Annotated in this window: 10 protein-coding genes; 2 read left to right on the top strand and 8 right to left on the bottom strand. The window is 58.5% G+C overall.

The window, feature by feature from the left end:
* Positions 1–211: 211 nt before the first annotated feature.
* Genes LOY52_RS08010 through sdhC form a run of 4 tightly spaced genes read right to left on the bottom strand, consistent with a single transcriptional unit; the run spans position 212 to position 3,440 of the window.
* Complete coding sequence (locus LOY52_RS08010; RefSeq protein WP_003223007.1) at positions 212–916, bottom strand: succinate dehydrogenase iron-sulfur subunit; 705 nt, start codon at positions 914–916, stop codon at positions 212–214.
* An 11-nt stretch (positions 917–927) separates the two neighbouring features.
* Positions 928–2,700, bottom strand: coding sequence for a succinate dehydrogenase flavoprotein subunit (sdhA, locus tag LOY52_RS08005; protein ID WP_007962857.1), 1,773 nt, complete (start codon positions 2,698–2,700; stop codon positions 928–930).
* 3 nt (positions 2,701–2,703) lie between these two features.
* Positions 2,704–3,072 carry a succinate dehydrogenase, hydrophobic membrane anchor protein gene (gene sdhD / locus LOY52_RS08000; protein ID WP_003222999.1) on the bottom strand — a complete coding sequence of 123 codons (369 nt, stop codon included), beginning with the start codon at positions 3,070–3,072 and terminating at the stop codon, positions 2,704–2,706.
* Positions 3,066–3,440: a succinate dehydrogenase, cytochrome b556 subunit gene (gene sdhC / locus LOY52_RS07995; protein WP_016773673.1), complete on the bottom strand. Its 375-nt coding sequence runs from the start codon at positions 3,438–3,440 to the stop codon at positions 3,066–3,068. The genes sdhD and sdhC overlap by 7 nt, the downstream gene beginning before the upstream one ends.
* Positions 3,441–3,803: 363 nt before the next feature.
* Between sdhC and gltA the strand changes: the two genes are divergently transcribed.
* Positions 3,804–5,093, top strand: a complete 1,290-nt coding sequence (gene gltA / locus LOY52_RS07990; RefSeq protein ID WP_003222994.1) for a citrate synthase — start codon at positions 3,804–3,806, stop codon at positions 5,091–5,093.
* Between the two features lie 1,018 nt (positions 5,094–6,111).
* Here the strand turns inward: gltA and LOY52_RS07985 are convergent.
* The 3 genes from LOY52_RS07985 to LOY52_RS07975 all read right to left on the bottom strand — a co-directional run bounded on the left by LOY52_RS07985 (position 6,112) and on the right by LOY52_RS07975 (position 9,173).
* Complete coding sequence (locus tag LOY52_RS07985; protein ID WP_027613951.1) at positions 6,112–7,770, bottom strand: cation acetate symporter; 1,659 nt, start codon at positions 7,768–7,770, stop codon at positions 6,112–6,114.
* Complete coding sequence (locus tag LOY52_RS07980) at positions 7,767–8,078, bottom strand: DUF485 domain-containing protein (protein WP_027613950.1); 312 nt, start codon at positions 8,076–8,078, stop codon at positions 7,767–7,769. The genes LOY52_RS07985 and LOY52_RS07980 overlap by 4 nt, the downstream gene beginning before the upstream one ends.
* 243 nt (positions 8,079–8,321) lie before the next feature.
* A complete protein-coding gene (locus tag LOY52_RS07975) occupies positions 8,322–9,173 on the bottom strand; it encodes a glycine betaine ABC transporter substrate-binding protein (protein WP_258678998.1) in 852 nt (283 codons plus the stop codon).
* A gap of 301 nt (positions 9,174–9,474) precedes the next feature.
* Here LOY52_RS07975 and LOY52_RS07970 point away from each other — a divergent pair, with 301 nt between their 5' ends.
* Positions 9,475–11,070 (top strand): beta (1-6) glucans synthase, encoded by a 1,596-nt coding sequence (locus tag LOY52_RS07970; RefSeq protein WP_258678997.1) that lies wholly within the window; start codon positions 9,475–9,477, stop codon positions 11,068–11,070.
* 95 nt (positions 11,071–11,165) lie between these two features.
* Here LOY52_RS07970 and LOY52_RS07965 read toward each other — a convergent pair whose 3' ends face one another.
* Positions 11,166–11,534 carry a hypothetical protein gene (locus LOY52_RS07965; RefSeq protein ID WP_258678996.1) on the bottom strand — a complete coding sequence of 123 codons (369 nt, stop codon included), beginning with the start codon at positions 11,532–11,534 and terminating at the stop codon, positions 11,166–11,168.
* Positions 11,535–11,718: the final 184 nt, after the last annotated feature.

The raw sequence follows: 11,718 nt of genomic DNA, 5'->3' as shown, positions 1-11,718 counted from the left end.
AAACTTGCAGAAGTCCGAATGCAGCGACCAAAACAAGCCACTTAGGATCACGCTGATAGTCCGGGTACCAGCCCGGATGCCCCTGCTTGTCTCATTTCTTCAAAATAAGAGCTGCAGCTTGTGGCTACTGCTCTGGTTATAGCCATGACGCGGGTTGAAGCCCGCGCCACAGCCTCTTCGTTACAGCGGTTCTACGGTTACAGCAGCTGAATCACACGCCGCTCGAAAGCAACATGTTACGGATGTGACCGATGGCCTTAGTCGGGTTCAGGCCTTTCGGACATACGTTGACGCAGTTCATGATGCCCCGGCAGCGGAAAACGCTGAACGGATCATCGAGCGAAGCCAGACGCTCGGACGTCTTGGTGTCACGGCTGTCTGCCAGGAAGCGGTACGCTTGCAGCAGGGCAGCCGGACCCAGGAACTTGTCCGGGTTCCACCAGAAGGACGGGCACGAGGTCGAGCAGCAGGCGCACAGGATGCACTCGTACAGACCGTCGAGTTTTTCACGCTCTTCAGGGGACTGCAGACGCTCGATGGCCGGAGCCGGCGTGTCGTTCTGCAGGTAAGGCTTAACCTTCTCGTATTGCTTGTAGAAGATGCTCATATCGACAACCAGGTCACGGATAACCGGCAAACCTGGCAGCGGACGAACGATCAACTTGTTGCCTTTTACGACAGCGGACAGCGGCGTGATGCACGCCAGGCCATTCTTGCCGTTGATGTTCATGCCGTCGGAGCCGCAGACGCCTTCACGGCAAGAGCGACGATAGGAGAAACCCTCGTCCTGCTCTTTGATCAGGGCCAGCACGTCCAGCACCATCAGGTCTTTACCACCGGTATCGACCTGGAATTCCTGCATGAACGGCGCAGCGTCCTGATCAGGGTTGTAGCGATAAACACTGACTTGCAACATGGCGATCACCCTTAATAAGTCCGGACTTTTGGTTCGAAAGTCGGAACAGTCTTCGGCGAGAAGTTTACGGCACGCTTGGCGACGCGCTTCTCACCCGGGAAGTACAGGGTGTGGCACAGCCAGTTTTCGTCGTCACGGTCTTCGAAATCTTCACGGGCGTGAGCGCCGCGGGACTCTTTACGTACTTCGGCCGCGATGGCGGTAGCTTCAGCCACTTCCAGCAGGTTTTGCAGTTCCAGAGCTTCGATACGCGCGGTGTTGAACGCCTGCGACTTGTCGTTGATCTTCACGTTGGCGATGCGCTTGCGCAGATCGGCCAGCTGAGCGATGCCCTTCTGCATGTATTCGCCAGTACGGAATACACCGAAGTAGTTCTGCATGCAGCTTTGCAGCTCGCGACGCAGGGTAGCCACGTCTTCGCCATCGGTACGGCCGTTCAGCGCGTTCAGACGCGACAGGGCAGCTTCGATGTCGGCTTCGGTAGCGTCGTCGTATTCGATGCCGTCGGTCAGCGCCTTTTCCAGGTGCAGGCCGGCAGCGCGGCCGAATACCACCAGGTCGAGCAGCGAGTTGCCGCCCAGACGGTTGGCACCGTGCACCGATACGCAAGCCACTTCACCTACGGCGAACAGACCAGGAATGATCTGATCCACGCCTTCGGCGTTCTGGGTGATCGCCTGACCATGAATGTTGGTGGCAACGCCGCCCATCATATAGTGGCAGGTCGGAACAACCGGAACCGGCGCAACCACCGGGTCAACGTGGGCGAAAGTCTTCGACAGTTCGCAGATGCCTGGCAGACGGCTGTGCAGCACTTCCTCGCCCAAGTGGTCGAGTTTGAGCATTACGTGGTCGCCATTCGGACCGCAACCGTTGCCGGCGATGATTTCTTTAACCATCGAGCGGGCAACCACGTCACGACCAGCGAGGTCTTTCGCGTTCGGAGCATAACGCTCCATGAAACGCTCGCCGTGCTTGTTGATCAGGTAACCACCTTCACCACGGCAACCTTCGGTCACCAGTACACCGGCGCCGGCGATGCCGGTCGGGTGGAACTGCCACATTTCGATGTCTTGTACCGGCACGCCAGCACGCAGCGCCATACCAACGCCGTCACCGGTGTTGATCAGGGCGTTGGTGGTGGAGGCGTAGATACGGCCGGCACCGCCAGTGGCCAATACGGTGGCCTTGGCGCGGATGTACGAAGTTTCACCGGTTTCGATGCAGATCGCGATCACACCGACGAACTCGCCCTCCTGGTTTTTCACCAGATCGACAGCGTAGTACTCGTTCAGGAACGTGGTACCGGCTTTCAGGTTGCCCTGATAAAGGGTGTGCAGCAGCGCGTGACCGGTACGGTCGGACGCTGCGCAGGTACGTGCAGCCTGGCCGCCTTTACCATAGTCCTTGGACTGACCACCGAACGGACGCTGGTAGATACGGCCTTGCTCGGTACGCGAGAACGGCAGACCCATGTGGTCCAGCTCGAAAACGGCAGCCGGGCCTTCCTGACACATGTATTCGATAGCGTCCTGGTCACCGATGTAGTCGGAACCCTTGACGGTATCGTACATGTGCCAGCGCCAGTCATCGTTCGGGTCAGCGGACGCGATCGCGCAGGTGATGCCGCCCTGGGCGGATACAGTGTGCGAACGGGTCGGGAAAACCTTGGTGATCACCGCAGTCTTGTGACCGCCCTGTGCCAGCTGCAGCGCAGCGCGCATGCCGGCACCGCCACCACCAATAATGATGGCGTCGAAAGAAATCGTTGGAATGTTAGCCATGACTCAGATACCCCAGAGAATCTGCACACCCCAGACGAAGTAAGCGAACATCGCAACGCCGCATACTGCCTGGAAAAGGAAACGTATAGCCGTCGCGGACTTGCCGAACGCCATTGGCGTCAGGTAGTCGGTCGCGATGGTCCACATGCCGACCCAGGCGTGAGCGCCAAGGGCAACAAGGGCCAGGAGGCTGAAAATACGCATCCCGTTGTGGGCGAACAGTTCATGCCACTGGGCGTACTCGAGGCCTGGGTGGGCCACGACGTATCCGATCAGAAAAATGAAGTAAGCCGCGAGAACGACCGCCGACACACGTTGCGCCATCCAGTCATAGAGGCCCGAACGCGAGAGGTTCGTGACGTTAGTTACCATATCCAGACTCCTGCCAGAACGATTACCACCACGGAAACGGCGATAACGATTTTCGAGCCCAGCTTGCCGCCTTCCAGCGTCTCACCGATGCCCATGTCCATGATCAAATGGCGCACACCGGCAACCAGGTGATACAGCAGAGCGGACAGGATGCCCCAAATCACTAGCTTGGCTAGCGGACTGGTCAGACACGCTTTCACCTGACCGAAGCCTTCCTCGGAGCTCAGCGACTTGTCCAATGCGTAAAGCATGATGGCAAGGCACACGAAGAGGATGACACCGGAGATTCGGTGAAGAATGGACGTGTAAGCAGTGACTGGGAGTTTGATGGTCCTTAGGTCTAGGTTTACAGGTCGTTGGCTTTTCACGGCTTTTTTTTCACACTGAAGAGCCCCTAACAATCAGGGCAAAGTTGTTGGGGAGTGCACTGGTCAGGTAACCACCACCCAGGGATGCGACCCCCAATGAAAGCAAGCCCAAAAGCCCTTGGCGGTCGGTGGCCGAGTATAGACAGTTAGGCTACTAATGACAACGCAATCACCTACCCCAAATAGCTGATTGCACAAGTCGTATAAAAGGCGTAAATGGCAGTCAATTTCGAGGAAAAAGTGCGCTTAAAGCCTTCTGGAGCAAGACTTTAGGCAAATTGACATTCGAATTTATCTCACTATAGTGGTGCGGGCCCTGCGTGGGGGGTCTGTCTGATGGTTCAAGCATAAATAGGAGGCCACATGGCTGACAAAAAAGCGCAGTTGATCATCGAGGGCGCAGCCCCCGTCGAGCTGCCCATTTTAACCGGCACCGTTGGTCCCGATGTAATCGATGTTCGGGGCCTGACGGCCACGGGCCGCTTCACTTTCGACCCGGGTTTCATGTCGACCGCCTCGTGCGAATCGAAGATCACCTATATCGACGGCGACAACGGCATTCTGTTGCACCGCGGTTACCCGATCGAACAGCTGGCTGAAAAGTCGGACTACCTGGAAACCTGCTACCTGCTGCTCAACGGCGAATTGCCGACTGCAGAACAGAAGGCCCAGTTCGTCAGCACCGTGAAAAACCACACCATGGTTCACGAGCAGCTGAAAACCTTCTTCAACGGCTTCCGTCGCGACGCCCACCCGATGGCCGTCATGTGCGGCGTAGTCGGCGCCCTCTCGGCCTTCTACCACGACTCCCTGGACATCAATAACCCGCAGCATCGCGAAATCTCCGCGATCCGTCTGGTTGCCAAGATGCCAACCCTGGCAGCGATGGTTTACAAGTACTCCATGGGCCAACCCATGATGTACCCGCGCAACGACCTGACGTACGCGGAAAACTTCCTGCACATGATGTTCAACACCCCGTGCGAGATCAAACCGATCAGCCCGGTACTCGCCAAGGCCATGGACCGGATCTTCATCCTCCATGCCGACCACGAGCAGAACGCATCGACCTCCACCGTGCGCCTGGCAGGCTCCTCGGGTGCCAACCCGTTCGCCTGTATCGCCGCCGGTATCGCCGCACTGTGGGGCCCTGCCCACGGCGGTGCGAACGAAGCCGTTCTGACCATGCTTGACGAGATTGGCGATGTGTCCAACATCGACAAGTTCATCGCCAAGGCCAAGGACAAGAACGACCCGTTCAAGCTGATGGGCTTCGGTCACCGTGTTTACAAGAACCGCGACCCTCGCGCGACTGTAATGAAGCAGACCTGCGACGAAGTACTGAAGGAACTGGGTATCAACAACGATCCGCAACTCGAACTGGCCATGCGCCTGGAAGAGATCGCGCTGACCGACCCGTACTTCATCGAGCGCTCACTGTACCCGAACGTCGACTTCTACTCGGGGATCATCCTCAAGGCGATCGGCATTCCAACCAGCATGTTCACCGTGATCTTCGCCCTGGCCCGCACTGTCGGCTGGATCTCGCACTGGAAAGAAATGCTCTCCAGCCCGTACAAGATTGGCCGTCCGCGCCAGTTGTACACTGGCTACGAGTCGCGTGATATCACCAAGCTGGAAGACCGCAAATAAGGCTTGTCTTGCGATAACGTCTTGAAGTTGTACCCGGAACGGCCTCTTATATAGAGGCCGTTTTTGTTTTTGGTCTCAGCGGCCTGTGGGCCGACTGGTTTTTTAGTTTTTTGGGTGTATATCCGTTGCTGCGGTAACGGCCTCCTACGGTTTCGCTCTTACAGCGAGTCACCTTTTCCAAACGCCGAAAAGGTAACCCAAAAGGCTTTGCCCCGACGTACGGCACTTCGCTTAGGCTCAGTGTTCCCTCGCTACGGTGCCCATCAGGGGGCATCGCCTACGGTTTGCTTCGCTGCACCTCCTCTCGATGTATGCGGCTTCGCCGCATGGCGCTGCGCGCCTTCCCCCTGATGGGCACCTACGCTCGGCCTGCCGAAGGGGCTGAAGATCAAAAGCCAAAGCCAAAGCAGATCAAAAGATCACAGCCTTCGGCAGTTCCTACAGGGGATTGGGTGTATTCAGATAGAGATTGGTCGGCTGGCAGGGCGCCTTCGCTGGCAAGCCAGCTCCCACATTTGGATTGAGTGCATTCAGCGGCTCGTAGGCCGCCATCGCCAGCAGGTACAGTTCAGATTGCGCGCTGCCCCTGCGGCAAAGCCGCCCCACTCAACACGATGAGCGTTAGCTCGAGTAAAGCTTTTGATCTGAAGGCCCGTCGGCAGGCTGAGTGGAGGGATTTATCCGGGGGGTGGGAGCGCAGCGACCGTTTGGCGCAGCCAAACACAGCGAGAGGAGGTGCAGCGAAGCAAACCGTAGGCGCTGCCCCCGGATGAATCCCGCAGCGAAGGAACCCGAGCCTAAGCGAGGGCCGAACGTCAGGGTAAAGCCTTTTTGGTTACTTTTGAGGCGTTTGTCAAAAGTGACCCGCCGTAAGGGCGGAACCCTAAGCAGCCGTTACCGCAGCAACGGATATGTACTCATAAACACCAACCACGAAGGCCCAAGTCCGATAACCGCCCACAAAAAAAATACCCCGATCTCTCGACCAGGGCATTTCCTCAAACCATGCAACCAACGCTTAGTGCGAAACCGCCCCACTCGCCCCCAACCCAGTCTGCGAACGCACAAACTGCGGGAAGAACAGCGCCCGCTCGTTCTCGGCAGCCGCCGACTTGTCAGTGATCGAGAAGAACCAGATCCCGATGAACGCGATCACCATCGAGAACAGCGCCGGATACTCGTACGGGAAGATCGCCTTCTCATGATGCAGAATCTGCACCCAGATGGTCGGGCCAAGGATCATCAGCCCCACCGCACTCACCAGCCCCAGCCAGCCACCGACCATCGCACCGCGGGTGGTCAGCTTCTTCCAGTACATCGAAAGCAACAGCACCGGGAAGTTGCAGCTCGCCGCGATGGAGAACGCCAGACCGACCATGAACGCGATGTTCTGGCTCTCGAACAGGATGCCCAGACCAATCGCCAGCACACCCAGGGCGATAGTGGTGATCTTCGACACGCGAATCTCATCCTTGTCGTTGGCCTTGCCCTTCTTGATCACGCTGGCATAGAGGTCGTGCGACACCGCCGAAGCACCGGCCAGGGTCAGACCGGCCACCACCGCCAGAATGGTCGCGAACGCCACCGCCGAGATGAACCCAAGGAAGATGCTGCCACCCACTGCGTCAGCCAGGTGCACCGCCGCCATGTTGTTGCCGCCGAGCAGAGCGCCCGCCGCATCCTTGAAGGCCGGGTTGGTGCTGACCAGCAGGATCGCGCCGAAGCCGATGATGAAGGTCAGAATGTAGAAGTAACCAATGAAGCCGGTGGCGTACAGCACACTCTTGCGCGCTTCTTTCGCATCACTCACGGTGAAGAAGCGCATCAGGATGTGTGGCAGGCCGGCAGTACCGAACATCAATGCCAGACCCAGGGAGAATGCCGAAATCGGATCTTTCACCAAACCGCCCGGGCTCATGATCGCTTCACCTTTCGGGTGAACCTTGATCGCCTCGGAGAACAGCATGTTGAAGTCGAAGTTGACGTGCTTCATCACCATCAGCGCCATGAACGAGGCACCGGACAGCAACAGCACCGCCTTGATGATCTGCACCCAGGTGGTCGCCAGCATGCCGCCGAACAGCACGTACATGCACATCAGGATACCGACCAGAATTACCGCGACGTAGTAGTCGAGACCGAACAGCAGCTGGATCAGCTTGCCGGCACCGACCATTTGCGCGATCAGGTAGAACGCCACCACTACCAGCGAACCGCAGGCAGACAGGGTGCGGATCTGGGTTTGCCCGAGGCGGTAGGACGCCACGTCGGCAAAGGTGTATTTACCCAGGTTACGCAGGCGCTCGGCGATCAGGAACAGAATGATCGGCCAGCCCACCAGGAAGCCGATCGAATAGATCAGGCCGTCGTAGCCGGAAGTGAACACCAGCGCGGAAATCCCCAGGAAGGACGCCGCCGACATGTAGTCACCGGCAATCGCCAGACCGTTCTGGAAACCGGTGATCTTGCCGCCCGCTGCGTAGTAGTCGGCGGCCGACTTGTTGCGCTTCGAGGCCCAGTAGGTGATGCACAGGGTGGCGCCGACGAACACCACGAACATGGCGATCGCTGAAACGTTTAGCGGTTGTTTATGGACTTCGCCGGTCAAGGCGTCAGCCGCCCAGACGGCTGGCGCGAACGCAGCGATGCTCAAAAGAGCCAGTAGACGCCGGATCATTGCTGAGCCTCCTTGAGAATCGCATTGTTCAGGTCGTCAAACTCGCCGTTGGCGCGCCGTACGTAGATCGCGGTCAGGATGAAGGCCGAGACAATCAGGCCGACACCAATCGGAATGCCCCAGGTAATCGACGACCCGGGACTGAGCTTCGCCCCGAGCACTTGCGGCCCGTACGCGATCAGCAAGATGAATCCGGAGTACAGCCCGAGCATGATCGCCGAGAGTATCCAGGCGAATTTTTCTCTTTTTCGCACCAGCTCCTTGAAGCGCGGGCTGTTTTGAATCGAGAGGTAAATGCTGTCGTTCATTGTTTTTATCCTCGCAGCACAGATTATTGTTGGAACGTATCCACTGTATGCGGCTGCGGAACGGGTTCCAGACGACCTTAGTATTAGAACGACATGACGTTTTCGCCAATTTTCAGCACAGAAAAAAAAACTGTGGGAGCGAGCCTGCTCGCGAAAGCGTCGGATCAGTCGAAATATGTATCAACTGACAGATCGCATTCGCGAGCAGGCTCGCTCCCACAGTGGGGTACGGCGGTATTGCTTTTATTTGGTCCAGTCAGCCACGCGATCCGGGTGTTTGGCGACCCAATCCTTGGCCGCCGCCTCAGGCTTGGCGCCGTCCTGGATGGCCAGCATGACTTCGCCGATCTCGTCTTTCGACGCCCACTGGAAGTTTTTCAGGAACTTGGCGACTTCCGGAGCCTTGGTCGCGAGTTCTTTGCTGCCGATGCTGTTCACGGTTTCAGCCGCGCCATACACGCCTTTCGGGTCGTCGAGGAAGCGCAGTTTCCACTTGGCGAACATCCAGTGCGGCACCCAACCGGTGACGGCAATCGATTCGTTCTTCTTCTCGGCACGGGTCAGCTCGGCAATCATGCCGGCGCCGGAACTGGCCTTGAGCGTATATTTGTCCAGGCCGTAATCCTTGATCGCCTGATCGGTTTTGAGCATCACGCCTGAACCCGCGTCGATGCCGACGATGCGGTTCTTGAAGGTGTCATCGGTCTTGAGGTCTTCGATCGATTTCGCCTTGACGTACTCCGGCACGATCAGACCGATTTTCGCGTCCTTGAAGTTCGGGCCGTAATCGACGACCAGATCCTTGTTCTTCGCCCAGTATTCGCCGTGGGTCACCGGCAGCCATGCCGAGAGCATCGCGTCGAGTTTGCCGGTGGCCACGCCCTGCCACATGATCCCGGTGGCGACGGCCTGCAGCTTCACGTCGTAGCCGAGTTTCTGCTTGATCACTTCGGCCGCCACGTGGGTGGTCGCGACGCTGTCGGACCAGCCGTCAACGTAACCGATGTTCAGGGTCTGTTTTTCAGCGCTGGCGAATGTGGAACTCATCGCAAGCACCAGAGCGGCACCTGCGCCTAAAAGTCGTCGCATCTTCATCGTTTACTTCCCCGAAATGCTGCGCCCGACGGATGCCGGGCATCGTCAACGTATTGTTATGGTGCACAGCGCCCCCATCACGCCTGACCGCAAACTCGTCCGAACATCAGTCGTCTTTTCTATAAGGGTACTGACGCTTTCGATCATCGGCCTGACGCCAAACGCGACCTGCTCTGTCAGCGACCTCAATACACCGAGAAACGACATCAGAAGGCCATTAATCGCCTCTGAATAATTGGCGCCAGACAATCCGCCCGAACTTTGCATGTGCAAATCATGCAGGCCACCAACCCGCGGATAAATGCAGGTAACATGCGTCGCTTTGCAGCCACTCGGCCTGACCATGTCCGCGACTTCCCGCTTCCCGTTTGTTCCTTATCTCTTCGCCTGTCTGCTCGGCCTGTTTGCCCTTGGCGGCTTCTGGTACGGCCTCGGCAAACCGGTGATCCTGCCGGACGCCGCGACCCCGACGCACAAGTTGCAATGCGCCTCCTACACGCCATTCGACAAGGATCAGTCGCCGTTCGACGTGCCGTTCAAGCTGCGCCCGGAGCGCATGGACGCCGACCTCGCTCTGCTGGCGACGCGTTTCGAATGCATCCGCACCTACTCGATGACCGGCCTCGAAGCCCTGCCGGATCTGGCGCGCAAGCACGGTCTGAAGTTGATGATCGGCGCCTGGGTCAACAGCAACCCGGTGGACACCGAGAAGGAAGTCGACCTGCTGATCGCCTCGGCCAACGCCAACCCGGATGTGGTCAGCGCGGTGATCGTCGGTAACGAAGCGTTGCTGCGCAAGGAAGTCACCGGCGCACAACTGGCGAAGCTGATCAACAAGGTCAAAAGCCAGGTCAAGCAACCGGTCACTTATGCCGATGTCTGGGAGTTCTGGCTCAAGCACCCGGAAGTCGCGCCGGCGGTGGATTTCCTGACCATTCACTTGCTGCCGTATTGGGAAGATGATCCGTCGAACATTGACGTCGCTCTGCAACATGTGGCGGATGTGCGTCAGGTGTTCGGCAACAGATTCGCGCCCAAAGACGTGATGATCGGCGAGACCGGCTGGCCCAGCGAAGGCCGCCAGCGTGAGACCGCCCTGCCGAGTCGGGTCAATGAGGCCAGGTTCATTCGTGGTTTTGTCGCCATGGCCGAGAAGGAAGGCTGGCATTACAACCTGATCGAAGCGTTCGACCAGCCATGGAAACGTGGCAGCGAAGGTGCGGTCGGCGGTTACTGGGGCCTGTTCGACGCCGATCGTCAGGACAAGGGCGTGCTCGCCGGGCCAGTGACCAATGTGCCGTACTGGAAGGAATGGCTGGGCGTCGGTGGGCTGATTTTCCTCGGCACGCTGCTGCTCGGCGGCCGGGTTCGCACCACGCAATCGGCGTTGGTTCTGCCCCTGCTTGCGGCAGTTGCAGCCTGCTCGATCGGCGCCTGGGGCGATCTGGCGCGAGTGACCACGCGGTTTGCCAGCGAATGGCTGTGGGTCGGCTTGCTGACGGCGCTGAATCTGTTGGTGCTGGCGCATGCCGTGCTGACCTTGAGCAACCGTCAGGGTTGGCGTGAACGCGCGTTCAATTTGCTGGAGCGCCGCGCTGGCTGGCTGGTTGCGGCAGCAGGTTTTGCGGCGGCGGTGATGATGCTGGAGATGGTCTTCGACGCACGCTATCGCAGTTTTGCCAGCATGGCATTCATCCTGCCGGCGCTGGTGTATGTGTGCCGTCCGGTCAGCGTGCCACGCCGGGAAATCGCCCTGCTGACCTTTATCATCGGCGCCGGCATTGCGCCGCAACTGTATGAAGAAGGATTGTTGAATCAGCAAGCGTGGGGTTGGGCGTTGGTCAGCGGGTTGATGGTCGCTGCTTTGTGGCGCTGCCTGCGGGTTCGCAATCGCTGATTAAACAGCAAGATCAAAAGATCGCAGCCTTCGGCAGCTCCTACAGGGTTATACCGCCCTATGTAGGAGCTGCCGAAGGCTGCGATCTTTTTCTATCAGGCGCTACGAGACGCTCTGACCAACCGCAACCCGCCAATCACCAGCGCAAACACCGCCAGAGTCGTGTTGTACAACGCCAACGCCGGCAACCCGAACACCAGCGCCAGCACCGCCAGCCACCACCCTGCCCGCCCCGGCAGGACAAAACCGAGCAGCGCCGCGCCCAGCGCCGCCCAGCCCAGCACCTTGAAGTGAATCATCAGCCCCAGGTTCGAGCGCATCGTGCATTCCCAACGGCTCGCATCATCGACGCAGATGCCGACCCACTGCCCATCCTCCATGAAGCCATAACGCGCGCCATAACTGGCGGCCAGCCACAGCGGCAACAGCACGAGCAACAGAATCACGGGCAAGCGGCGGGACATGAAACTCTCCAATCAACGAAATCGGCGGCCAGCTTAATCTGCCCGTACGCGTTGGCAAACACTAACAACTGTTAACTGGTCATCCGCGCCTTGCAAAGTGTATCGTCCAGCTACTATTACTCCGAATTCTGCCTGTTTGGTGCCGAGGCATGGCACTTTGGCGCAAGCCCGGTGGTCATAGCCT

This window comes from Pseudomonas sp. B21-051 (assembly GCF_024748795.1).
Lineage (GTDB): Bacteria > Pseudomonadota > Gammaproteobacteria > Pseudomonadales > Pseudomonadaceae > Aquipseudomonas > Aquipseudomonas putida_A.
The sequence above is the reverse complement of the archived record's forward strand: the minus strand, read 5'-3'. Positions and strand labels throughout refer to the sequence as shown.